This is a genomic window from Streptomyces sp. NPDC050534 (assembly GCF_044457745.1).
Taxonomy (GTDB): Bacteria; Actinomycetota; Actinomycetes; order Streptomycetales; family Streptomycetaceae; genus Streptomyces.
Genome location: NZ_JBITHF010000013.1, coordinates 143,597 through 166,575, shown reverse-complemented (window position 1 = coordinate 166,575; position 22,979 = coordinate 143,597). Strand labels below are relative to the sequence as shown.

The following is a 22,979-nucleotide window of genomic DNA, read 5'->3' as shown; positions in this document are numbered from 1 at the left end:
GTCGGACCCGGCTGGCACCATGGCCTCATGAACATCATGCTCTTTCACTCGACCTACGGCCTCAGGCCCGCGGTGCGCGAGGCCGCGGACCGGCTGCGCGGCGCCGGGCACGAAGTGTGGACCCCGGACCTCTTCGACGGGCGTACGTTCGAGACGGTCGAGGAGGGCATGGCCTTCAACGACGAGATCGGCAAGGACGAGCTGCTCAAGCGGGCCGTCCTGGCCGCCGCGCCCTACTCGGAGCGGGGCCTCGTGTACGCCGGGTTCTCGCTCGGCGCCTCCGTCGCGCAGACCCTCGCGCTCGGCGACGAGAGAGCCCGCGGACTGCTGCTCCTGCACGGCACGTCGGACATCGCGCCGAACGCCGCCGTGGACGACCTGCCGGTCCAGCTGCACGTGGCCGAGCCCGACCCGTTCGAGACGGACGACTGGCTGAGCGCCTGGTATCTGCAGATGGGCAGAGCGGGCGCGGACGTCGAGGTGTACAGATACGCGGGCGCCGGCCACCTCTACACCGACCCCGGCCTGCCGGACTACGACGAGGAGGCGGCCGAGGCCACCTGGCGGGTGGCGCTCGGCTTCCTCGAGTCCCTTTAGGGCGACGCCGCTCTACACCGGGTCGTAGGTGCGCTCGACCTTCTGCGTGCCGGTGCGGGTGCGGTACGAGCGGACCCAGCTGGAGGTCGCGTTCTTGTCCGTGCGGTCGGACAGGACGTAGTAGTCCATCTGCGCGCGGTCGGCGGTGATGTCCAGGACGCCGTAGCCGTGGCGGTCGGTGTCGACCCAGTGGACGTGCCGGTTGGCGGCGCGGATGATCGGCGAGGCGACCGCGGAGACGGTGCCCTCGGGCACCTTCACGATGTCGTCGAGGTTGTCGGAGGTCACCGAGGTGATGACGAACTCCGTGGCGGCGGAGGCGGAGAGCGGGTACGTACCGGCGTCCACCGGCACGTCGTTGGCCCACGCCATGTGGATGTCGCCGGTCAGGAAGACGGTGTTGCGGATCGCGTTGGAGCGCAGGTGCGCCAGCAGCTCGCGGCGGTCGTCCGTGTAGCCGTCCCACTGGTCGGTGTTGAGGGCGAGGCCCTCCTGCGGCAGCCCGAGCAGCTTGGCGAGCGGCTTGAGCAGGTCGGCGGAGAGGGAGCCGATGGCGAAGGGCGAGATCATCACCGAGTTGCCGACCAGCCGCCACGTGGTGTCGGAGGCCTTCAACCCGGCCTTCAGCCAGTCCAGTTGGGCTCGCCCGGTGATCGTACGGTCCGGGTCGTCGACCGAGCCGCTGGCCGTGGACGCCTGCTGGGAGCGGAAGGAGCGCAGGTCCAGCAGGGACAGGTCGGCGAGCTTTCCGAAGCGCAGCCGGCGGTACGTCGTGCCCGCGATGGCCGGGCGGACCGGCATCCACTCGAAGTAGGCCTGCTTGGCGGCCGCCTTGCGGTCCGTCCAGGTGCCCTCGGCGCCCTCGGTGTGGTTGACCGCGCCGCCGGACCAGGCGTTGTCCGCGAACTCGTGGTCGTCCCAGATCGCGACGACCGGCGCCTTGTGGTGCAGGGCCTGCAGGTCCGGGTCGGTCTTGTACTTGCCGTGCCGGGTGCGGTAGTCGGCGAGCGTGATGATCTCGTTCGTGGGCGCGTGCGGACGGACGACCGCGCCGCGGGCCGCGTACTCGCCGGACTTGTACTCGTAGATGTAGTCGCCGAGGTGCAGCCAGGCGTCGAGGTCGCCGCGGGCCGCGAGATGGCGGTACGAGGCGAAGTAGCCGCCCTCCCAGTTGGCGCAGGAGACCACGCCGAAGCGCAGGCCGGGCACGGCGGCGTCGGCGGCGGGCGCGGTGCGGGTGCGGGCGACGGGGGAGTCGGTACCGCCGGCCGAGAAGCGGAACCAGTAGTCGGTGGCGGGCGTGAGGCCGCGTATGTCCGCCTTGACGGTGTGGTCGGAGGCGGCGGTCGCGGTGGTGGACCCCTTGGCCACGATGTCGGTCAGCGCCTTGTCCCGGGCGACGATCCAGCTGACCTGGGTGTCCGGACCGGCTCCGGAACCGGGGACCGCCTCGGACGTGGGGGTCACCCGGGTCCACAGCAGGACGCCGTCGGGCAGCGGATCGCCGGAGGCGACGCCGTGCAGGAAGGCGGGCGTGTCCGCGGCGGCGCGGGCCGGGAGCGCGGCGGCGAGCGGGCCTGCCAGGACAGCAGTCGCCGCCGCGGCCTTGACGACCGTACGGCGGCGCGGCATACGCGAGTTGAGGCTCTGGTTCGCCTCGGATGATCTGTATCGACTGGTCACGGGCGACCAGGTTACTGACTGGTATGCGCCAGAGCGGGCGAACGCGGAAAGTTCGCCCGCTCTTCACGCGAGGGCCGAATTCCCAGGTGGGGTAAGGGCTTTCCCGGGATTCCGGCCGTGGATCAGGCCGTGGATCAGGCTTTGAGGGCCGCGCCGACGACCTTGTTGAAATCGGCCACGGTCAGCAGCGGGCTGCCGTTGTTGAGCTGCTTGCCGTTCATGACGAAGCCCGGGGTGCCGGTCACGCCGTCCTTGTTGTCGTCGAAGGTCTTCGACATGGCCATCGCCCACGGGTCGTAGGTGCCGTTCTTGACCGCGTTCTGGAACTGGGTGTTGTTCTTCAGCGCGGGGACGGTGTTCGCGACCTTGATGAGGTAGGCGTCGTCCTTGAACTTGTCCTGCGTCTCGTCCGGGTGCCACTTCGCCGAGTACAGCGCGGTCTTGTACTGGAGGAACGCGTCGTCGCTGACGTTCAGCGCGGCGCCCAGGGCGCTCAGGGCGTTCTTGGAGCCCTCGCCGTTGTCGTGGCTGTCGATGAACGTGGCGCCGATGTACTGGAACTTGTACTTACCGGCGTCGAGATCCTTCTTGAAGGTCGGGCCGACCGTCTGCTCGAACTGGGCGCAGACCGGGCAGCGCGGGTCCTCGTAGACCTTCAGGGTCTTCTTGGCGCTCGCCTTGCCGATGACGACGGTCGTGCCGTTCTTGCCGGTGGTGTTGGCCGGCGCGACGACCTTGTCCTTCTTCGCGGCCTCCCAGTGGCTGGGCTTGTTGGCCTGGACGACGGCGTAACCTATGCCGCCGGCCGCCGCCAGGACGACCACGACCGAACCGGCCACGATGGCCTGCCGCTTGGCCTTGGCCCGCTTGGCCTGGCGCTCGCGCTCCTCACGCAGCCGCTCGCGGGCCGCCGACTTCGACGCCTGGCTGTTTCGCTTGCTCATGTTGGTGTTCTCCATGTGGGACGCGCAGATGTCGTGCGCGGAATACGTGTGGGGGACTGGTCGTGCTCAGGTATGCCGGCCCGGCGGCCGGAAGGGCCGCTCAGATCAGGGCGTGTGAGCACGGCGGTCCACGCCGTCCCAGGGAGTGCACGAGGAGCCGGTCGCGGACGACGGCGGCGGGCGGCCCGGGGCGCCCGAGGCGCCGGACCACACCGACCGGCCGCACGGCCACCGCGGCGACCGCGAGCAGCAGCGGCCGGAACGTCGTCGCGGCGGCCGCCCGGACCAGCTGGGTCAGGGCGCGCTCGCCGCGGCGCAGCCAGGCGGCGGCGAGCAGGCCGACACCGAGGTGCGCGCCGAGCAGCAGCCAGGCGGTGGCCGGGTCCGCGTGGGCGAGCAGCGCCGCGAGGCGGTCGGTGCCGGTGCCTTCGGTCACCCGGGTCAGGGGGGTGCCGACCTGGGTGCCTGTGCCGCACAGCAGGTCCCAGCCGACGGAGCGCAGCGGGCCGGCCACCGGTCCGCCCGCGGGGCCGTAGCAGACGTGCTGGCCGGTGGTGAAGACCGTGTCGGCGGCCAGCTCCAGCGGGATCAGCAGGGCGGCGATCGGGCCGAAGCCGCGCTCGCGGCCGGCCAGGGCGTAGGAGACCGCGAACACGGCGGCGGCGACCGCGGCCACCGTGTTCAGCGGCAGCGGGACCTGCGACAGCAGCACGTGCGACGCGCTGCTGAGCGTCACGACGAGTGCCGTGAACAGCGCCGCGCGAAGCGCTCTGAGTCGGATCCCGGATATGTCCATAGCGAGGAAGAGTCTGTCATGTGCTCCGGTAAGGGACCCTTAAAAGGTCCCTGTGAGAGCACGGAACGTCACAGACCCGGAATCCGGCCGTTGCGGAACAGGTCGACGAAGATCTGGTGGTCGGCACGCGCGCGTGCGCCGTAACTGTGCGCGAAGTCCGTCAGCAGGTCCGCGAAGCCGTCCTCGTCGGCGGCGATCGCCGCGTCGATGGCGCGCTCGGTGGAGAACGGCACCAGGGACTCGCCGGAGGTGTCGTCCGCCGCCGCGTGCATGGTGGCCGTGGCCCGGCCGAGGTCGGCGACGACGGCGGCGATCTCCTCCGGGTCGTCGATGTCGCTCCAGTCCACGTCGACCGCGTACGGCGAGACCTCGGCGACCAGCTGCCCCGCGCCGTCCAGCTCGGTCCAGCCCAGCCACGGGTCGGCGTGCGCCTGCAGGGCGCGCTGCGAGATCACCGTGCGGTGGCCCTCGTGCTGGAAGTAGTCGCGGATCGCCGGGTCGGTGATGTGCCGGGAGACGGCCGGGGTCTGGGCCTGCTTGATGTAGATCACCACGTCGTTCTCCAGGGCGTCGCTGTGGCCCTCGAGAAGGATGTTGTACGACGGCAGGCCGGCCGAGCCGATGCCGATGCCGCGGCGTCCCACCACGTCCTTCACGCGGTACGAGTCCGGGCGGGCGAGCGAGGCGTCCGGCAGCGTCTCCAGATAGCCGTCGAAGGCCGCGAGGACCTTGTACCGGGTCGCGGCGTCCAGCTCGATCGAGCCGCCGCCGGGGGCGAAGCGGCGCTCGAAGTCGCGGATCTCCGTCATCGAGTCGAGCAGCTCGAAGCGGGTCAGCGAGCGGGCGGCGCGCAGGGCGCCGAGCAGCGGGCCCTCGGCGGTGTCCAGCGTGAACGGCGGCACCTCGTCGCTCTTCGCGCCGGTCGCCAGGGCGTGGATCCGCTCGCGGTACGCGCCCGCGTACACCCGCACCAGCTCGGTGATCTGCTCGTCGCTGAGCGCCTTGGCGTACCCGATCAGGGCGATGGAGGCGGAGAAGCGCCGCAGGTCCCAGGTGAAGGGGCCGACGTAGGCCTCGTCGAAGTCGTTGACGTTGAAGACCAGCCGGCCGTTGGAGTCCATGTACGTGCCGAAGTTCTCCGCGTGCAGGTCGCCGTGGATCCATACGCGCGAGGTGCGGTCGTCCAGGTACGGGCCGCCCCGCTTCTCGGCGCCCAGGTCGTGGTAGAAGAGGCACGCCGTGCCCCGGTAGAACGCGAACGCCGAGGCCGCCATCTTCCGGAACTTCACCCGGAACGCGGCCGGGTCGGCGGCCAGGAGCTCGCCGAAGGCGGTGTCGAAGACGGCGAGGATCTCCTCGCCGCGCTGCTCCTCGTTGAGCTGGGGTACCGACATCGAGGGGTGCCTCCTGGTGCCTGGATGTGTACGACGGCGTTCCGTCGATTCGAACGGGTGAGGACCCGCGGAAGTGCCCGCGAGCCTCGCTGTGAAGGTACGCGGGGGAGCCCTCGGAGTGTCAGTGCCGAGGCATAGACTTCGACGCTGACCCCAGAACCGTCCGACCACCTGTCACCGACTGTTTTCCATGGAGGCCGCACCGTGTCAAAGCCGCCGTTCACGCACCTGCACGTCCACACCCAGTACTCGCTGCTGGACGGTGCCGCGCGGCTCAAGGACATGTTCAACGCCTGCAACGAGATGGGCATGACGCACATCGCCATGTCCGACCACGGCAACCTCCATGGGGCGTACGACTTCTTCCATTCCGCGCAGAAGGCCGGAATCACCCCGATCATCGGGATCGAGGCGTATGTCGCACCCGAGTCGCGGCGCAACAAGCGCAAGATCCAGTGGGGCCAGCCGCACCAGAAGCGCGACGACGTCTCCGGTTCCGGTGGTTACACCCACAAGACGATGTGGGCCGTGAACAGGACGGGTCTGCACAACATCTTCCGCCTCTCCTCCGACGCGTATGCCGAGGGCTGGCTCCAGAAGTGGCCCCGGATGGACAAGGAGACGATCTCCCAGTGGTCCGAGGGGATCGTCGCCTCCACCGGCTGCCCCTCCGGCGAGGTCCAGACCCGGCTGCGCCTCGGCCAGTTCGACGAGGCCCTCAAGTCGGCCGCCGACTACCAGGACATCTTCGGCAAGGACCGCTACTTCCTGGAGCTGATGGACCACGGCATCGACATCGAGCACCGGGTCCGCGACGGTCTGCTGGAGATCGGGAAGAAGCTCGGCATCCCGCCCCTGGTCACCAACGACTCGCACTACACGTACGCGCACGAGGCGGGCGCCCACGACGCCCTGCTGTGCATCCAGACCGGCAAGAACCTCTCCGACCCGGGACGCTTCAAGTTCGACGGCACCGGCTACTACCTGAAGTCCACGGACGAGATGTACGCCATCGACTCCTCGGACGCCTGGCAGGAGGGCTGCCGGAACACGCTGCTCGTCGCCGAGATGATCGACACCTCCGGCATGTTCGAGAAGCGCGACCTGATGCCCAAGTTCGACATCCCCGAGGGCTACACCGAGGTCACCTGGTTCAAGGAGGAGGTCCGCCGCGGCATGGAGCGCCGCTTCCCCGGCGGCATCCCCGACGACCGCCAGAAGCAGGCCGAGTACGAGATGGACGTCATCATCTCGATGGGCTTCCCCGGCTACTTCCTCGTGGTCGCCGACTTCATCATGTGGGCCAAGAACAACGGCATCGCGGTCGGCCCCGGCCGAGGCTCCGCGGCCGGCTCGATCGTTGCCTACGCCATGGGCATCACCGACCTCGACCCGATCCCGCACGGCCTGATCTTCGAGCGGTTCCTCAACCCCGAGCGCATCTCGATGCCCGACGTCGACATCGACTTCGACGAGCGCAGGCGCGTCGAGGTGATCAGGTACGTCACCGAGAAGTACGGCGCCGACAAGGTCGCCATGATCGGCACCTACGGCAAGATCAAGGCCAAGAACGCGATCAAGGACTCCGCGCGCGTGCTGGGCTACCCGTACGCGATGGGCGACCGTCTGACGAAGGCCATGCCCGCCGACGTCCTCGGCAAGGGCATCGACCTGGACGGCATCACCAACCCCTCGCACCCGCGCTACAACGAGGCGGGCGAGATCCGGGGGATGTACGAGAACGAGCCGGACGTGAAGAAGGTCATCGACACCGCCAAGGGCGTCGAGGGCCTGGTCCGGCAGATGGGCGTGCACGCCGCCGGCGTGATCATGTCCAGCGAGACCATCACCGAGCACGTGCCCGTCTGGGTCCGGCACACCGACGGCGTCACCATCACGCAGTGGGACTACCCGAGCTGCGAGTCGCTCGGCCTGCTGAAGATGGACTTCCTCGGCCTGCGCAACCTGACGATCATGGACGACGCCGTCAAGATGGTGAAGTCCAACAAGGGCATCGACCTGGAGCTGCTGAGCCTCCCGCTGGACGACCCGACGACCTTCGAACTGCTCCAGCGCGGCGACACCCTCGGTGTCTTCCAGTTCGACGGCGGCCCCATGCGCTCCCTGCTGCGCCTGATGAAGCCCGACAACTTCGAAGACATCTCCGCCGTGTCGGCGCTCTACCGTCCGGGCCCGATGGGCATGGACTCGCACACGAACTACGCGCTGCGCAAGAACAAGCTCCAGGAGATCACCCCGATCCACAAGGAGCTGGAGGAGCCCCTCGAAGAGGTCCTGGCGGTCACCTACGGCCTGATCGTCTACCAGGAGCAGGTGCAGAAGGCCGCCCAGATCATCGCCGGCTACTCGCTCGGCGAGGCCGACATCCTCCGCCGCGTGATGGGCAAGAAGAAGCCCGACGAGCTGGCGAAGAACTTCACCATCTTCCAGGCCGGCGCCCGCAGGAACGGCTACAGCGACGAGGCGATCCAGGCCCTGTGGGACGTGCTGGTCCCCTTCGCCGGCTACGCCTTCAACAAGGCGCACTCCGCCGCGTACGGACTGGTGTCGTACTGGACGGCGTATCTCAAGGCCAACCACCCCGCCGAGTACATGGCGGCGCTGCTGACCTCGGTGAAGGACGACAAGGACAAGTCGGCCGTCTACCTCAACGAGTGCCGCCGCATGGGCATCAAGGTGCTCCCGCCGAACGTCAACGAGTCGGTGCACAACTTCGCCGCCCAGGGCGACGACGTGATCCTCTTCGGCCTGGAGGCCGTGCGCAACGTCGGTACGAACGTGGTCGAGTCGATCATCAAGAGCCGCAAGGCCAAGGGCAAGTACGCCTCCTTCCCCGACTACCTCGACAAGATCGACGCGGCCGCCTGCAACAAGCGCACCACGGAATCGCTGATCAAGGCGGGCGCGTTCGACACCATGGGCCACACCCGCAAGGGCCTCACCGCGCACTACGAGCCGATGATCGACAACGTGGTCGCGGTCAAGCGCAAGGAGGCCGAGGGGCAGTTCGACCTCTTCGGCGGGATGGGCGAGGAGGAGTCCAGCGAGCCCGGCTTCGGCCTCGACGTGCAGTTCACCGACGAGGAGTGGGACAAGACCTATCTGCTCGCGCAGGAGCGGGAGATGCTCGGTCTCTACGTCTCCGACCACCCGCTCTTCGGCCTGGAGCACGTGCTGTCGGACAAGGCCGACGCGGGCATCGCCCAGCTCACCGGAGGTGAGCACTCGGACGGCGCGGTCGTCACCATCGGCGGCATCATCTCGGGCCTCCAGCGCAAGATGACCAAGCAGGGCAACGCCTGGGCGATCGCCACCGTCGAGGACCTCGCCGGCTCCATCGAGTGCATGTTCTTCCCGGCGACCTACCAGCTGGTGTCGACCCAACTCGTCGAGGACGCCGTGGTGTTCGTCAAGGGACGCCTCGACAAGCGCGAGGACATCCCCCGGCTGGTGGCGATGGAACTCCAGGTCCCCGACCTGTCCAACGCGGGAACCAACGCGCCCGTGATCCTCACCATCCCGGCCACCCGGGTCACCCCGCCGATGGTCAGCCGCCTCGGCGAGATCCTCAGTCACCACAAGGGCGACAGCGAGGTCCGGATCAAGCTCCAGGGCCCGACCAGGACGACCGTCCTGCGCCTGGACCGGCACCGGGTCAAGCCCGACCCGGCGCTGTTCGGCGATCTGAAGGTGCTGCTCGGCCCCTCCTGCCTGGCGGGCTGAGCACGTGCACGCGCGAGGGGCGCACCCTTTCACGGGAGTACGCCCCTCGGCCGTGCCTGGGTCTCAACAACCCGTTATCCGGATGTCAGTTGTGACCGAAGCTCTTCTGCCGGCCCTTGCGCGGCATGTCGCTCGGGGTGACCTGCAGGGGACGCTGCTCGGCCTGCGTCTCCATCGAGGGCTGCTGGGCCTGCTGCTGCCCACGCTCGGACTGCGGCTGCTTACGGTTCTGTTTCTTGTTCTTGGCCATGGTGATCTACCTCCTGTGGGGGATCTGGGGGCCAGGACCGGGATCAGATTCACATACGCTGACAGGGAGCGCATTTCGGATAATTACCGTCCGTGACAGGGCTTGTCGGTGCGCGAGAGCGCAGCTCGTGACGCGAAACGCCACGCCGAAGATCGAGTTCGGGCCGTTAAGCCCCGCGCTGTCGGGCAGACTCGAAGGAAGCCCGAAGCAAACCTCCCGGAAAGAGGGTGGATCGCGTGGACCGCTGCATCGTCCTTGTCGACGCCGGGTATCTGCTGGGGGCCGCTGCCAGTCTCCTCGCGGGGGAGCCCTCGCGTTCGCGGATCACCGTCGACCACACCGCCCTCATCCAGGCCCTGCGCGAACGCGCCGAGTCCGACACGGAACGGCCGCTGCTGCGCATCTACTGGTTCGACGGCGCCCCCGACCGCGTCCCCCAGCCCGAGCACCGCAGGCTGCGCGTGATGCCCCGGGTCACCGTCCGGCTCGGCGCCCTGACCCGCAGCGACGGACGCTGGGCCCAGAAGGGCGTGGACGCCGCCATGCACGCCGAGCTCACCGAGCTGGCCCGCAACCGCGCCTGCTCCGACATCGTGCTCGTCACCGGCGACGGCGACCTGCTGCCGGGCATGATGGCCGCCAAGGAGCACGGCGTCGCCGTACACCTGTGGGCCGTGCAGGCCGCCGACGGCGACTACAACCAGTCCGAGGACCTGGTCGCCGAGGCCGACGAGCGGCGCGTGCTGGACCGCACCTGGATCACCAAGGCCGTACGGGCCAAGGAGCTCGGCGGGGTCTGCGCGCCGCCGCCCGTGCCACGGCCCGAGATCGCCGCGATCCTCTCCGCCCCGCTGCCGGACAGCCCGCTCACCCAGGCGCCCGAGCGGACCGCCGAGGAGACCGAGCACGCCCCGGCCGCTGCCGCCACCGGGAACGGCACGCAGGAGCGGGTGCCCACCGCCAAGGGCGTGCCCACCCCCAAGGACCTGGCCGCGCTGCGCGCCCCCGGGGTGCAGCCCGCCCCGCATCCGCCGACCGCGACCCTGCGCTGGTCCTCCGACAAGGGCTGGGTGGACCGGCCGCCCGCGGAGCCGGCCGACGCCGCCTCGATGCCGACGCTCGCGCAGCTGACCTCGGCGGAGCAGCGCTGGGCCGACCGCGAGGAGGACATCACCACGGTCGGCGGCGATCCGTACGAGGTCGGGCAGGTCTTCGCGCGGCGGTGGATGGAGCGGCTGGGCGACCCGAGCCATCTGCAGAAGCTGTCCGCGATGTACCCCCGGGTCCCGCACCGCGTCGACGGGGAACTGCTGCGCTACGCCGCCCGCTTCGGGCTGCTCGCCCACAAGGACGACCAGATCGACGAGCACGACCGGTACGCGATCCGGGCCGGGTTCTGGCGGGAGATCGACGTGCGTACGGCCGCGGAGCACGCGCCCGCGGGCGAGTAGCCCTTCACCGGCGGATTTTCCGTCAGGGACCAACCCGAGGGCGGGCAGGGGTTCCGGACCCCGTACCCTCGTGGTTTGTGGGTACGCGCGCGACACAGTCACTTCGGCACCGTGGTGATGTCGTGTGCGCGGTGCGCGGACTGACCAAGACCTATCCGGCGGTACGAGGGCGGCGGGGCACGCCGGCCACTCCCGCGGTGCGGGCCACCGACGACGTGCACCTCGACATCCGCCGCGGCGAGATCTTCGGGCTCCTCGGGCCGAACGGCGCGGGCAAGTCCACCCTCGTACGGCAGCTGACCGGGCTGATGCGGCCCGACGCCGGGCGCGTGGAGATCCTCGGGCACGACATCGTGCGGCACCCCGAGCGGGCCGCGCGGATCCTCGCCTACCTGGGGCAGGAGTCGAGCGCGCTGGACGAGCTGACCGTGTCCCTGGCCGCCGAGACGACCGGGCGGCTGCGCGGCCTCGAGGCGCGGCAGGCGCGGGCCGAGCGGGACGCCGTACTGGAGGAACTGGGGCTCACCGCGATCGCCGGGCGCCCGCTGAAGAAGCTGTCCGGCGGGCAGCGGCGGCTCGCGTGCCTCGCCGCAGCACTGGTCGGGGAGCGGCCGCTGCTGGTGCTCGACGAGCCGACCACCGGGATGGATCCGGTGGCCCGGCGGGCCGTGTGGGCGGCCGTGGACCGGCGGCGGGCCGAGCGCGGGACGACGGTGCTGCTGGTCACCCACAACGTGATCGAGGCCGAGACGGTCCTCGACCGGGTCGCCGTGCTCGACCAGGGGCGGGTGATCGCCTGCGACACCCCCGCCGGGCTCAAGGAGCAGGTCGCCGGCGAGGTGCGGGTGGAGCTGGTGTGGCGCGAGACGGCGCCGTTGCACGTGCCCGAGGTCGCGGCGCTGCGCGAGCGGGCCGTGGAGTCCGGGCGCCGCTGGACGCTGCGGCTCGTCCCGGAGGAGGCCCGTGCGGTCGTGGCCACCGTCACCGGCGGCAGCGCCTTCGCGGCGCTCGACGACTTCACACTGGCCACGCCCAGTCTCGAGGACGTGTACCTGGCGCTGGGCGGCGCCGCGCAGCAGGGGCTGGTGAAGGCGTGAGTCACATCATGAGCGGGCGGGCTGTCATGTTCGTATGGTCTCTACACAGCCGACGCAGCCGGCGCAGAACCGCCTCAGTGAGCCCGAGCCGGAAGGGGAGCAGCACGACGTGAGTGTCGTACCCGCCGATGTCCTGCCGGGCGGTGCCCTGGCCGTGGAGGAGGCCGGCCGCGGCGCGGCCGAGCTCGGGCCGCGGGCGCGGATGTGGCCCGCCCTCGCCGCCGTGTACCGGGCGCAGCTGTCCCGCGCCCGGGTGGCCCGGATCCCGCTGCTGTTCGTGGCGACCTTCCAGTCGATCGGGATCATGGTCCTGATGCGCGGGGTCGTGACCGGCGGCGGCGAGGCCGAGTCGGTGGTGGCCGGCTCCGCGGTGCTGGTGGTGGCGTTCGTCGCCCTGAACCTGCTCGCCCAGTACTTCGGGCAGCTGCGGGCCAGCGGCGGGCTCGACCACTACGCGACGCTGCCGGTGCCGCCCGCGGCCGTGGTGCTGGGGGCGGCGGGCGCGTACGCCTCGTTCACGGTGCCCGGGACCGTGATCACGGCGGTGTTCGGGTGCGTGCTGTTCGGGCTGCCGATGGCGCATCTGTGGGTGCTCGTCGCGGTGATCCCGCTGGCCGGGGCGGCGCTGTCCGGGCTGGGGGCGGCGCTGGGGCTGCTGGCGCCGCGGCCCGAGCTCGCCACGCTGCTCGGCCAGTTGGGCATGTCCGCGGCGCTGCTGCTCGGGGTGCTGCCCGCCGACCGGATGCCCGAGGTGGTGCGGTTCGCGCGGGACCTGCTGCCGTCGACGTACGGCGTCGAGGCCTTCGCGCGGACCTTCGGGGAGCACCCGGACTGGGCCTTCGTCCTCGGTGACCTCGCGGTCTGCGGGGCGGTCGGTGTCGTCTCGCTCGCCGTCGCCACCTGGGCCTACCGCCGGGCGGCCGTCCGGTGACGCGCCGCACAGGCGGGCCTGGCACGATGGCAGTGTGACCGCACCGTTGACTCCGCCTCCACCGCCGCATGAACAGTCCTCGCAGAATTCGTGGCAGCCGCCGGCTGCCGGGCATGTGGCGCCCGCGCCCCATGACGCCGTCTGGCACGGCACGTACGGACAGGACGGGCCCGGAATGAAGACCGAAGTGCGTGAGGCCGCCGTGGTCACGGTGGTCGTGGCGCTCGCCGGGGCGTTGCTGGGTGCCCTGTGGTCGTGGCTGGCGCCGCATGTGCCGCTGGTCGCGGACGTGGTCGACAAGAGCTGGATCGTGTATTTCTCGGACAGCGAGGGGGAGCAGGCGATCGGAGTGGACGGAACGTTCACGCTGCTCGCTCTGGGGTTCGGTGTGGTGAGCGCGCTGGCCGTCTTCCTGTGGCGGCGGCGCGGGGGCGTGCCGCTGGTGGTGGCGCTGGGCGTCGGCGGGCTGCTCGGGTCGTTGCTGGCCTGGAAGGTCGGGATGTGGCTCGGGCCCGCGCACGACGTGATCGCCCACGCGAAGGCCGTGGGCAAGGGTGTCGTGTTCTCCGCGCCGCTGAAGATGAGGGCGAAGGGGGCGTTGCTGGCGTGGCCGCTGGCCGCGCTGGTGGTGCATCTGGGGCTGATGGCGCTGTTCGGGCCGCGGGATCCGGAGTCGTACCCGGAGCCGGGCGCGAAGGATCCCTACGGGGCGCCGCTGGGTTAGCGACCCCGTTTCGGCCCGGACGGCCTCGTCCTCAAACGCCGGACGGACCGACAGGTGCGGACCGGCGTTTGAGGGGTCAGGGCATCACGCCGGGCGATGGCCGTGGTTCGAGCGGCCCTTCTTGGTGCGCCACTTGCGTTTCCTGGTTTTCTTCGACATGTCCCTCGTAATTAACCGAGGGAGCCGCTGCCGTCGAGGGGTCACGCACGACCGATGGGAGCCACGACCGCTTCGGTGAGCTTGGTGAGGTCCTCGGGGGCGAGTTCCACCTCCAGGCCGCGGCGGCCCGCCGAGACGCAGATGGTGGCGTGGGCGCCGGCCGAGGCGTCCAGGACCGTGGGGAGCTTCTTGCGCTGGCCCAGGGGGGAGATGCCGCCGCGGACGTAGCCCGTGGTGCGTTCGGCGAGGGACGGGTCCGCCATGGCGGCGCGTTTGCCGCCCACCGCCGCGGCCAGGGCCTTCAGGTCGAGCTGGCCCGCCACCGGGACGACGGCGACCGTCAGGGTGCCGTCCACGTCCGCCACCAGGGTCTTGAAGACACGGTCCGGCGAGACGCCCATCGCCTCCGCGGCCTCCTCGCCGTAGGAGGGATGGGAGGGGTCGTGGTCGTAGGAGTGGACCGTGTACGCGGTGCCGGCCGCCGTGAGAGCCACCGTGGCGGGCGTGCCGCCCGGCTGCTGCTTCTTCTGCTTCTTCGCCATGCCGCGGTTCCCCTAGTTGAGACTCGTCCGGCCGCGCGTCAGCTCCGACGCCGGCAGTGACGGCAGGCTACGGATGATCGCGGTCTCGGTGCGAAGGAGTTTCAGCTCGTCGCGCAGCCGGGACGAGGTGTCCGGGGCCTGGAGCAGGCGCTGCTTGGTGGGGGTGTCGAGCATCATGGCCGCGGCGACCAGGTAGGAGACCACCGACGGTTCGTCCGGCAGTTCGGCGCCGGTCGACAGGGAGCGCTCGCGCGCGCCCGCCAGGCGCTTCTGGTACTGGCGGAAGGCGCGCAGTACGCCCTCGGCCAGCGCGCCCGCCTCGTCGCCGGGCTCCTCGGTGAGCTCCTCCAGCTCCGCCGTCAGGAAGGGGCCCGAGCTGTCCACGGACAGCAGGCGCACCCGGGTGGTGCCGGTGGCCAGGACCTCGAAGGTGCCGTCCGCGCGTTCGCGGATGGTCGCCGCGTCGGCCACGCAGCCCGTCGCGTGGAACGACTTCTCCGGGTCGGGCCCGAAGCCGGCCGCGGGTCCGCGGTCGGGCAGTGCGGTGGGATCGGGCATGCCTGGCGCGCTCGGTGCCACCTCGTGGCCGTCGCGGATCGCCACGACGGCGAACCGGCGTGGCTCGTCCTCGGGAGCCTTGAGCAGCTCGCGCATCATGGCGCGATAGCGCTCCTCGAAGATGTTCAACGGCAGCACCAGCCCCGGGAACAACACCGAGTTCAGGGGGAAGAGCGGGAGACGGACGGTGGTCACGGCGCAAAAGCCTAGTGGTCGCCGGAGCGGGCGCGTCCGGCACGTTCGCTTCGGGGCTGTCCGGAGGGCGGCAGAAGGCCCGCCGCACGGGCGCGGATCTCGCCACGCACACGGAGGAAGAGCGCCAGCGGGTCGTCCGACCAGCGGTCCCAGGGGAAGGACGTGGCGTAGGGGCCGATCCGGTGAGCCTCGGTGAGGGCCTCCTGCCAGCGCTCCAGCCGGAAGAGGACGTACATCAGCTTGTTGCGGATCGGGGACGGCCAGGGATCGGCCGCCGGGAAGCGGGCCGAGAGCGCGATCGCCCGGTCGGCCGCCGCGTCCAGCCGGGCGCGCGGCACCGTGCCGGAGGTGCCGTCGCCGTCGGTGAGGCAGGCCAGGGCCGCCCGCGAGGGCAGGGCCTGGACCAGGGAGTCGGGCAGGGCGTCCTGCGCGGCCAGGTCGGCGAAGTCGAAGCACTCGCGGTGCGAGCCCTGCCAGGACTCGGCCAGATAGCGCAGGGCCGCCACATGGCAGCCGTAGTGGTGCGGGGCGCGCCGCAGCGCCGCCTCCCAGAGCTCGCCGAAGTACTTGTGGCCGGCCCGGGTGCCGCGCGCGTGGTCCAGAGCGATCCGCCAGGGCACCGGATCGCGGTCGTCGCCGCGCGCGGCCGCCGTGATCAGGGGGCTGACCTCGCGCAGCAGTTCCGCGCGGGCCGGCGAGTCCCAGGCGCGGTCCACTTCGAGCTGGGCACGGACGAGGAGCAGGTCCGGGTCGTGCGGGTCGGCGGCCGACCAGCGCTGCAGCCATTCGGGGCGCGAGCGGGCGAAGGCCGCCAGACGTCTCGCGTTCCGGTCGCGCATCTCCCAGTCGGCGGACCCGCGGGTGCCGGCCAGCAGGGCGGCCGCGGGACCGTGCTCGCCGCGCGCGGCCGCGACCAGCGCATGGCCGAGGCGGTCGTCGGGGGCGTCGAGCAGCACCTCGTCGTCGGCGGGCAGCGAGGCGCCGTCGAGGGGCTGCAGGGCCCGGGCGGTGCGGGCCGTGCGGTTGAAGGGGTGCAGCAGAGCCATGGTGACGACCATTGAAAGACCGCAGGTCACGCATGCGCCAGCGGCAAAGCGTAATCCGCGGAAAGTTGTACGCGAACCGGTCAAGACAGAGTAAAGGTAAACTGTTCAACTACTGTTCCGCATCTGTGGCCTCGGCGGACAGGCCGGCTCAATTCCGGCGCAGCAGACGCGTGGCCCCCGCCGTCACGGTGGTGGCCAGGATCCAGCCCAGCAGGACCAGGGCCGCCGCCAGCCACTGCCAGCCGCCGTGCAGCTGCCACTGGCCGGCCTGGCCCAGGTCGATGACCGGGAGCAGCAGGTCCAGGGCGAACAGGGCCGGGTTCCACGGCGGATGCTGCCCCGGCTGCACGGGCGGATGGCTGGCGTGCGCGAAGGCCAGCGAGCCCGCCGCCCACAGCACGGCCATCCACACCGCGGCCCGCCCCGGCCGGTAGCCGTAGGCCACCGTCCAGTCCTGCGCGTAGCCCCAGAGCTTGGCGGCCGGCGGCAGGCTCTCGCGGCGCCGGCGCTGCTTGGCCAGCAGCACCTCGCGGGCGTCCTCGTCCGCGCCGCCGTTGCGCAGCACCGAGGCGAGGCGCTCGTACGGCTCCGGGTTGTACTCGGCGGTCGCCGCGGCCACCCAGTCCAGCCGCTCGGTCAGCGGGAAGGGGCCCTGCGGCACCAGGTTCTCGTAGGTGAAGCCGCCCATGTGCAGGTTGCCCGGGCCCGGCCAGGCGCTCGCCCGGTCGACCAGGTTGCCGACCCGCGCGCCCGACAGGGTGACCTTGCCGCGCTGCGGCCGCTCGCCGAGGAAGCGCAGCTCGGGCGTCTGCACCCGGCGCATCGACAGCTCCTGGTCGTCGGTGAAGGCGAACCGGGCCCGCTCGAAGTCCACCGCGTCCCCGAACCGCCCGTCGTCCAGACGCACCCCGCCCTGGCACTCGAACCGCCGGATCCGTGTCCCGTGCGCGGGTGTCGCGCCGCTCGACACGGAGGCGCCGACGCCCGCCGGGGTGAGGTACAGCGTGCGCCCCACGGTCAGCTGGGGCGCGTTCAGCGCCAGGCGGGTGTAGGGGTTGGTCAGCAGGGCGCCGCGCAGACTGAGCGAAACGCCGATCTTGGCGCTGCGCAGGCTGAATTCGCCGTGCGACTCCAGCAGCTCGGCCTGGAGGTCCTGGCCCACGGTCATGCCGTCGCCGGCGATGGAGCGGTCGCTGCGGTCCCTCTGGACGATCGCCTGGTTGAGCATCAGGTCCGTGCCGATGTGCGCGTCGGTCAGCCGGATGCCGCCCGGGAAGCGGCAGCGCGGCAGGTGCAGATCGCCCTCCGTGTGGACCCGGGCGGCCTCCAGACGGGGCACCGAGCAGTTCACCAGGCGCAGGGTCGTGAAGCGGGCCTCCGGCAGCAGGACGTCCCGCTCGAAGCGGCAGCCGCGCATCTCGACGTACGGCACCACGATGCCGCCGGCCAGGTCGAGGCTGCCGCTGATCCGCACCCCGCGCAGCTTCAGGGAGGAGACCCGGCCGGCCAGCGCGGGCGGGCCGTCGAGCAGCAGCCAGCACACGATGCGCGCCCGCACGGCCCGCTCGGGCCCCCAGGGATGCCCGCCGTGCGGATCGTCGACGGCCGCGTCCCCGCTGCTCAGGTCGTACACGCTGCCGTTGCGGAACGCCTGCCACATGCCGGCCTCCGCCGGGGTCAGGTCGTCCGGCAGGTCTCCGGCGCGCAGGCCGGCCCCCTCAGTCACCGCTCCTCGCTCCTCCAGTCGTGTCTTCGCACAACCGTTCATGCCCGCTGAGTAACCTCCGAAGCACAGGACGTGAAGGCGATCTTCCGGGTTCCGCGCGCGTTCTGTATCAGTCATTGATACGCGCGAACGACGCCTGACCCGGGTCTGAGAGAATTGGGTACGTGATCTCCCGAATCGATCTGCGCGGCGACGCCCTTCCCGAGGGACCCGCCCTGCGCGACCTGCTGCCCCGAGCCGACTTCGACGTTCAGGCCGCCCTGGAGAAGGTGCGCCCGATCTGCGAGGCCGTGCATCATCGGGGCGACGCGGCGCTGATCGACTTCGCCGAGAAGTTCGACGGCGTCCGGCTCGAACGGGTGCGGGTGCCCGCCGAGGCACTGACGAAGGCACTCGACGAGCTCGACCCGGCCGTGCGCGCGGCCCTGGAGGAGTCCATCCGGCGCGCCCGGCTCGTCCACCGCGAGCAGCGCCGTACGACCCGCACGACCCAGGTCGTGCCCGGCGGCTCCGTCACCGAGAAGTGGGTGCCGGTCGAGCGGGTCGGGCTGTACGCTCCCGGCGGCCGGTCGGTCTACCCGTCCTCCGTGATCATGAACGTGGTGCCCGCCCAGGAGGCCGGGGTCCGGTCGATCGCCCTGGCCTCGCCCGCGCAGGCCCCCGCTTTTGAAAATGATCCAGCCGGCGGCCTCCCGCACCCGACCATCCTCGCCGCCTGCGCGCTGCTCGGCGTCGACGAGGTGTACGCCGCCGGTGGCGCGACCGCGGTCGCGATGTTCGCGCACGGCACGGAGTCCTGCCCGCCCGCCAACATGGTCACCGGCCCCGGCAACATCTGGGTCGCCGCGGCCAAGCGCTACTTCACCGGCAAGATCGGCATCGACGCCGAGGCCGGCCCGACCGAGATCGCGATCCTCGCGGACGACACGGCCGACCCGGTGCACGTCGCCTCCGACCTGATCAGCCAGGCCGAGCACGACCCGCTCGCCGCCGCCGTCCTGGTCACCGACTCCGTGGCGCTCGCGGACGCGGTCGAGAAGGAGCTGGAGCCCCAGGTCGCGGCCACCAAGCACATCGAGGACCGGATCCGTCCGGCGCTCGCGGGCCGGCAGTCCGCGATCGTCCTGGTCGACGGCGTCGACGAGGGCCTGCGGGTGGTCGACGCCTACGGCGCCGAGCACCTGGAGATCCAGACCGCCGACGCCACGGCGGTCGCCGACCGCGTGCAGAACGCGGGCGCGATCTTCATCGGCCCGTGGGCGCCCGTCTCGCTCGGCGACTACGCGGCCGGCTCCAACCACGTGCTCCCGACCGGCGGTTGCGCCTGCCACTCCTCGGGCCTGTCCGTGCAGTCCTTCCTGCGCGGCATCCACATCGTCGACTACACGAAGGACGCGCTGGCCGAGGTCGCGCACCACGTGGTCACGCTGGCGGAGGCGGAGGACCTGCCGGCGCACGGCGCGGCGATCAAGGCACGGTTCGGGTGGAAGGTTCCGGAAGGCAAGTGACAGGCATCGACGATCTCCCCGTACGGGACGAGCTGCGCGGCAAGTCGCCCTACGGCGCGCCCCAGTTGGACGTGCCCGTACGGCTGAACACGAACGAGAACCCCTACCCGCTGCCCGGGCCGCTGGTCGAGCGGATCGCCGAGCGCGTGCGCGAGGCCGCCCGCGACCTCAACCGCTACCCGGACCGGGACGCGGTGGAGCTGCGCACGCAGCTCGCGAAGTACCTGACGGACACCTCCGGTCACCAGGTCGGCCTCGCCAACGTCTGGGCGGCCAACGGCTCCAACGAGGTCATCCAGCAGCTGCTGCAGACCTTCGGCGGACCGGGCCGTACCGCGATCGGCTTCGAGCCGTCGTACTCGATGCACGCGCTCATCGCGCGCGGTACCGGCACGGGCTGGATCTCCGGCCCGCGGGACGAGGACTTCACCATCGACCTCCCGGCGGCCGAGAAGTGGATCGCCGAGAACAAGCCCGACGTCGTGTTCATCACGACCCCCAACAACCCCACGGGCAACGCGGTCCCGCGCGAGACGGTCCTCGCACTGTACGAGGCCGCACAGGCGGCCAAGCCGTCGATGGTGATCGTGGACGAGGCGTACATCGAGTTCAGCCACGGCGACTCGCTGCTGCCGCTGATCGAGGGCCGGCCGAACCTCGTGGTCTCCCGGACGATGTCCAAGGCGTTCGGCGCCGCGGGCCTGCGCCTCGGCTATCTCGCGGCGCACCCGGCGGTCGTGGACGCCGTCCAGCTGGTACGGCTGCCGTACCACCTCTCGGCGGTCACCCAGGCGACCGCGCTGGCCGCCCTGGAGCACACCGACACCCTGCTGAAGTACGTCGAGCAGCTGAAGTCGGAACGGGACCGGCTGGTGGGCGAGCTGCGCGCGGCCGGCTACGACGTGGTCGAGTCCGACGCGAACTTCGTGCAGTTCGGCCGGTTCGACGGCGAGGGCGGCTCGCACAGGGTCTGGCAGCAGATCCTCGACCGCGGCGTGCTGGTCCGGGACAACGGCATCCCCGGCTGGCTGCGGGTGTCCGCCGGAACCCCCGAAGAGAACGACGCGTTCCTCGACGCGGTACGTGAACTGAAGAAGGAGCAGAGCGCATGAGCCGCGTAGGACGCGTGGAGCGGGTGACCAAGGAGACGTCGGTGCTCGTCGAGATCGACCTCGACGGCAGCGGCAAGGTCGAGGTGTCGACGGGTGTCGGCTTCTACGACCACATGCTCGACCAGCTCGGCCGGCACGGCCTGTTCGACCTCACCGTGAAGACCGAGGGCGACCTGCACATCGACTCCCACCACACCATCGAGGACACCGCCCTCGCGCTGGGCGCCGCCTTCAAGCAGGCGCTCGGCGACAAGGTCGGCATCTACCGCTTCGGCAACTGCACGGTCCCGCTGGACGAGTCCCTCGCCCAGGTCACCGTCGACCTCTCCGGCCGCCCCTACCTCGTGCACACCGAGCCCGAGAACATGGCGCCGATGATCGGCGAGTACGACACCACGATGACCCGGCACATCCTGGAGTCCTTCGTCGCCCAGGCCCAGATCGCGCTGCACGTGCACGTGCCCTACGGGCGCAACGCGCACCACATCGTGGAGTGCCAGTTCAAGGCGCTGGCGCGGGCCCTTCGCTACGCCTCCGAGCGCGACCCGCGCGCGGCCGGCATCCTCCCGTCCACGAAGGGCGCGCTGTGAACGGCCTGTCGACCCTCCTGATCGTCGTCGGCCTCTTCCTGGTCGGCGGCATCATCTCCTTCGCCAAGCAGCAGATGCCGAAGCAGCTGATCGTGCTGCTGTCGATCGGTGCCGCGATGTGCCTGGTCGCCGGTGTGCTGCGGCTGGAGGTGTGGAATTGAGCGCCCGCAAGAAGGTCGTCGTCTTCGACTACGGCTTCGGGAACATCCGCTCGGCGGAGCGTGCCCTGGTGCGCGCGGGCGCGGACGTCGAGACGACGCGTGACTACGACGCGGCCATGAACGCCGACGGTCTGCTGGTGCCGGGCGTCGGCGCCTTCGCCGCCTGCATGCGGGGCCTGAAGGAGGCGCGCGGCGACTGGGTCGTGGACCGCCGGCTGTCCGGTGGGCGCCCGGTCATGGGCATCTGCGTCGGCATGCAGATCCTCTTCGCGCGCGGCATCGAGCACGGCGTGGAGACCGAGGGCCTCGACGAGTGGCCCGGCACGGTCGAGCCGCTGCAGGCCGAGGTCGTGCCCCACATGGGCTGGAACACCGTCGAGGCACCGGCCGACACCGAACTGTTCGCCGGCCTGGACGCGGACGCGCGCTTCTACTTCGTGCACTCCTACGCCGTCCACGACTGGTCCCTGGAGACGCGCAACGCGACGATGCGCGCCCCCAAGGTGACCTGGTCGACGCACGGCAAGCCCTTCGTGGCGGCCGTCGAGAACGGCGCGCTGTGGGCCACGCAGTTCCACCCCGAGAAGTCCGGCGACGCCGGAGCCCAGCTCCTCACCAACTGGATCGGAACACTGTGAGCAAGCTCGAACTCCTCCCCGCCGTCGACGTCCGCGACGGCCAGGCCGTGCGGCTCGTGCACGGCGAGTCCGGCACGGAGACCTCGTACGGCTCGCCGCTGGAGGCGGCCCTCGCCTGGCAGCGCTCGGGCGCCGAGTGGCTGCACCTGGTCGACCTGGACGCCGCGTTCGGCACGGGTGACAACCGCGAGCTGATCGCCGAGGTCGCCCGGGCCATGGACATCAAGGTGGAGCTGTCCGGCGGCATCCGCGACGACGCCTCGCTGGCGGCCGCCCTCGCCACCGGCTGCACCCGGGTGAACCTGGGCACGGCCGCCCTGGAGTCCCCGGAGTGGGTCGCCAAGGTCATCACCGAGCACGGCGACAAGATCGCGGTGGGCCTGGACGTGCGCGGCACGACGCTGCGCGGCCGCGGCTGGACCCGCGACGGCGGCGACCTCTACGAGACGCTGGAGCGCCTCGACAAGGAGGGCTGCGCCCGGTACGTGGTCACCGACATCGCCAAGGACGGCACCCTGCAGGGCCCCAACCTGGAGCTGCTGCGCAATGTGTGCGCGGCGACCGACCGCCCGGTGGTCGCCTCCGGCGGCGTGTCGTCCCTGGACGACCTGCGGGCCATCGCCGAGCTGGTACCGCTCGGTGTCGAGGGGGCCATCGTCGGGAAGGCCCTGTACGCGAAGGCGTTCACCCTGGAAGAAGCCTTGGAGGCTGTGTCGTCATGACGTCCGAAGCCGTACGGCGTGTGCAGAGCGGAAGTCCCTGGGAAGAGTCCTTCGGTTTCGCACGCGCCGTGGCGGCGGGCGACCGCGTGCTGGTGGCGGGCACGACGTCCTTCAAGGGCAGCGTGCTGTACGGCGAGGGCGACCCGTACGAGCAGGCCAAGGTGGCCTTCACCGGCGCGCTGGAGGCGATCGGCGAGTTCGGGCTCGGCGTCGAGTCCGTGATCCGTACGAGGATGTATCTGACCCACAGCAGGGACGTCGACGAGGCGGGGCGGGCCCACAAGGAGTTCTTCGACTCCGTGCGGCCCGTCTCGACCCTGCTGGTCGTGGAGGGCTTCGTCGACCCGCGCATCCTGGTCGAAGTGGAACTGGAAGCCTTCCGGGGCTAGAGCAACCGTTTATCGAGGAGCC

General features: G+C 70.9%; 22 protein-coding genes. 13 read left to right on the top strand and 9 right to left on the bottom strand.

Annotation, left to right across the window (positions count from 1 at the left end; genetic code table 11):
* Positions 1-27 precede the first annotated feature (27 nt).
* A complete protein-coding gene (locus tag ACIBN2_RS36150; protein WP_399140900.1) occupies positions 28-597 on the top strand; it encodes a dienelactone hydrolase family protein in 570 nt (189 codons plus the stop codon).
* Between the two features lie 12 nt (positions 598-609).
* Here the strand turns inward: ACIBN2_RS36150 and ACIBN2_RS36145 are convergent, their stop codons facing one another.
* The 4 genes from ACIBN2_RS36145 to ACIBN2_RS36130 all read right to left on the bottom strand — a co-directional run bounded on the left by ACIBN2_RS36145 (position 610) and on the right by ACIBN2_RS36130 (position 5,414).
* Positions 610-2,280 (bottom strand): alkaline phosphatase D family protein, encoded by a 1,671-nt coding sequence (locus ACIBN2_RS36145; RefSeq protein WP_399140898.1) that lies wholly within the window; start codon positions 2,278-2,280, stop codon positions 610-612.
* Between the two features lie 134 nt (positions 2,281-2,414).
* Positions 2,415-3,224 carry a thioredoxin domain-containing protein gene (locus ACIBN2_RS36140; RefSeq protein ID WP_399140896.1) on the bottom strand — a complete coding sequence of 270 codons (810 nt, stop codon included), beginning with the start codon at positions 3,222-3,224 and terminating at the stop codon, positions 2,415-2,417.
* A gap of 100 nt (positions 3,225-3,324) precedes the next feature.
* Positions 3,325-4,020, bottom strand: coding sequence for a hypothetical protein (locus ACIBN2_RS36135; RefSeq protein ID WP_399140895.1), 696 nt, complete (start codon positions 4,018-4,020; stop codon positions 3,325-3,327).
* A 68-nt stretch (positions 4,021-4,088) separates the two neighbouring features.
* On the bottom strand, positions 4,089-5,414 hold the full coding sequence (locus tag ACIBN2_RS36130) for a DUF2252 domain-containing protein (protein ID WP_399140893.1): 1,326 nt from the start codon (positions 5,412-5,414) through the stop codon (positions 4,089-4,091).
* Between the two features lie 204 nt (positions 5,415-5,618).
* On the opposite strand from ACIBN2_RS36130, the gene dnaE reads away from it, so the two are divergent.
* The gene (dnaE, locus tag ACIBN2_RS36125; protein ID WP_399140892.1) at positions 5,619-9,158 is read left to right on the top strand and encodes a DNA polymerase III subunit alpha; all 3,540 of its coding nucleotides are present in this window, start codon (positions 5,619-5,621) and stop codon (positions 9,156-9,158) included.
* A gap of 85 nt (positions 9,159-9,243) precedes the next feature.
* Here the strand turns inward: dnaE and ACIBN2_RS36120 are convergent, their stop codons facing one another.
* The gene (locus ACIBN2_RS36120; protein ID WP_399140890.1) at positions 9,244-9,408 is read right to left on the bottom strand and encodes a hypothetical protein; all 165 of its coding nucleotides are present in this window, start codon (positions 9,406-9,408) and stop codon (positions 9,244-9,246) included.
* A 236-nt stretch (positions 9,409-9,644) separates the two neighbouring features.
* Between ACIBN2_RS36120 and ACIBN2_RS36115 the strand changes: the two genes are divergently transcribed.
* The 4 genes from ACIBN2_RS36115 to ACIBN2_RS36100 all read left to right on the top strand — a co-directional run bounded on the left by ACIBN2_RS36115 (position 9,645) and on the right by ACIBN2_RS36100 (position 13,611).
* Positions 9,645-10,859, top strand: a complete 1,215-nt coding sequence (locus ACIBN2_RS36115; protein WP_399140888.1) for an NYN domain-containing protein — start codon at positions 9,645-9,647, stop codon at positions 10,857-10,859.
* A 122-nt stretch (positions 10,860-10,981) separates the two neighbouring features.
* Positions 10,982-11,956, top strand: coding sequence for an ABC transporter ATP-binding protein (locus tag ACIBN2_RS36110; protein WP_399140886.1), 975 nt, complete (start codon positions 10,982-10,984; stop codon positions 11,954-11,956).
* A 109-nt stretch (positions 11,957-12,065) separates the two neighbouring features.
* On the top strand, positions 12,066-12,887 hold the full coding sequence (locus tag ACIBN2_RS36105) for an ABC transporter permease (protein WP_399140885.1): 822 nt from the start codon (positions 12,066-12,068) through the stop codon (positions 12,885-12,887).
* A 34-nt stretch (positions 12,888-12,921) separates the two neighbouring features.
* Positions 12,922-13,611, top strand: a complete 690-nt coding sequence (locus ACIBN2_RS36100) for a DUF2567 domain-containing protein (RefSeq protein WP_399140883.1) — start codon at positions 12,922-12,924, stop codon at positions 13,609-13,611.
* 200 nt (positions 13,612-13,811) lie between these two features.
* On the opposite strand, the gene ybaK is transcribed toward ACIBN2_RS36100, so the two are convergent.
* The 4 genes from ybaK to ACIBN2_RS36080 form a co-directional block, all read right to left on the bottom strand.
* Complete coding sequence (gene ybaK, locus ACIBN2_RS36095) at positions 13,812-14,312, bottom strand: Cys-tRNA(Pro) deacylase (protein ID WP_399140881.1); 501 nt, start codon at positions 14,310-14,312, stop codon at positions 13,812-13,814.
* 12 nt (positions 14,313-14,324) lie between these two features.
* Positions 14,325-15,065 carry an LON peptidase substrate-binding domain-containing protein gene (locus ACIBN2_RS36090; RefSeq protein ID WP_399140879.1) on the bottom strand — a complete coding sequence of 247 codons (741 nt, stop codon included), beginning with the start codon at positions 15,063-15,065 and terminating at the stop codon, positions 14,325-14,327.
* Between the two features lie 11 nt (positions 15,066-15,076).
* On the bottom strand, positions 15,077-16,123 hold the full coding sequence (locus ACIBN2_RS36085; RefSeq protein ID WP_399140877.1) for a hypothetical protein: 1,047 nt from the start codon (positions 16,121-16,123) through the stop codon (positions 15,077-15,079).
* 136 nt (positions 16,124-16,259) lie between these two features.
* Positions 16,260-17,837, bottom strand: coding sequence for an oxidoreductase (locus tag ACIBN2_RS36080; protein WP_399140876.1), 1,578 nt, complete (start codon positions 17,835-17,837; stop codon positions 16,260-16,262).
* Between the two features lie 164 nt (positions 17,838-18,001).
* Here ACIBN2_RS36080 and hisD point away from each other — a divergent pair, with 164 nt between their 5' ends.
* The 7 genes from hisD to ACIBN2_RS36045 are packed head-to-tail and all read left to right on the top strand — an operon-like array spanning position 18,002 to position 22,957.
* On the top strand, positions 18,002-19,345 hold the full coding sequence (gene hisD / locus ACIBN2_RS36075; protein WP_399140874.1) for a histidinol dehydrogenase: 1,344 nt from the start codon (positions 18,002-18,004) through the stop codon (positions 19,343-19,345).
* Positions 19,342-20,457, top strand: coding sequence for a histidinol-phosphate transaminase (locus tag ACIBN2_RS36070; protein ID WP_399140872.1), 1,116 nt, complete (start codon positions 19,342-19,344; stop codon positions 20,455-20,457). Before hisD ends, ACIBN2_RS36070 begins: the two co-directional genes overlap by 4 nt.
* Positions 20,454-21,047, top strand: a complete 594-nt coding sequence (gene hisB / locus ACIBN2_RS36065) for an imidazoleglycerol-phosphate dehydratase HisB (RefSeq protein WP_007381383.1) — start codon at positions 20,454-20,456, stop codon at positions 21,045-21,047. The genes ACIBN2_RS36070 and hisB overlap by 4 nt, the downstream gene beginning before the upstream one ends.
* A complete protein-coding gene (locus ACIBN2_RS36060; RefSeq protein ID WP_399140871.1) occupies positions 21,044-21,208 on the top strand; it encodes a hypothetical protein in 165 nt (54 codons plus the stop codon). Before hisB ends, ACIBN2_RS36060 begins: the two co-directional genes overlap by 4 nt.
* Entirely contained in the window at positions 21,199-21,846 is a 648-nt protein-coding gene (gene hisH / locus ACIBN2_RS36055) for an imidazole glycerol phosphate synthase subunit HisH (RefSeq protein WP_399140870.1), read from the top strand. Before ACIBN2_RS36060 ends, hisH begins: the two co-directional genes overlap by 10 nt.
* On the top strand, positions 21,843-22,568 hold the full coding sequence (gene priA / locus ACIBN2_RS36050) for a bifunctional 1-(5-phosphoribosyl)-5-((5-phosphoribosylamino)methylideneamino)imidazole-4-carboxamide isomerase/phosphoribosylanthranilate isomerase PriA (RefSeq protein WP_399140869.1): 726 nt from the start codon (positions 21,843-21,845) through the stop codon (positions 22,566-22,568). Before hisH ends, priA begins: the two co-directional genes overlap by 4 nt.
* Positions 22,565-22,957, top strand: coding sequence for a RidA family protein (locus ACIBN2_RS36045; protein ID WP_399140868.1), 393 nt, complete (start codon positions 22,565-22,567; stop codon positions 22,955-22,957). The genes priA and ACIBN2_RS36045 overlap by 4 nt, the downstream gene beginning before the upstream one ends.
* Positions 22,958-22,979: the final 22 nt, after the last annotated feature.

Bases quoted from the DNA above. Each gene is read 5' to 3' on its own strand.
- ACIBN2_RS36120 (WP_399140890.1), bottom strand. From the start codon at position 9,408: ATGGCCAAGAACAAGAAACAGAACCGTAAGCAGCCGCAGTCCGAGCGT.
- ACIBN2_RS36085 (WP_399140877.1), bottom strand. From the start codon at position 16,123: ATGGTCGTCACCATGGCTCTGCTGCACCCCTTCAACCGCACGGCCCGC.
- hisB (WP_007381383.1), top strand. From the start codon at position 20,454: ATGAGCCGCGTAGGACGCGTGGAGCGGGTGACCAAGGAGACGTCGGTG.
- ybaK (WP_399140881.1), bottom strand. From the start codon at position 14,312: ATGGCGAAGAAGCAGAAGAAGCAGCAGCCGGGCGGCACGCCCGCCACG.
- ACIBN2_RS36150 (WP_399140900.1), top strand. From the start codon at position 28: ATGAACATCATGCTCTTTCACTCGACCTACGGCCTCAGGCCCGCGGTG.
- ACIBN2_RS36140 (WP_399140896.1), bottom strand. From the start codon at position 3,224: ATGAGCAAGCGAAACAGCCAGGCGTCGAAGTCGGCGGCCCGCGAGCGG.
- ACIBN2_RS36135 (WP_399140895.1), bottom strand. From the start codon at position 4,020: ATGGACATATCCGGGATCCGACTCAGAGCGCTTCGCGCGGCGCTGTTC.
- ACIBN2_RS36045 (WP_399140868.1), top strand. From the start codon at position 22,565: ATGACGTCCGAAGCCGTACGGCGTGTGCAGAGCGGAAGTCCCTGGGAA.
- ACIBN2_RS36130 (WP_399140893.1), bottom strand. From the start codon at position 5,414: ATGTCGGTACCCCAGCTCAACGAGGAGCAGCGCGGCGAGGAGATCCTC.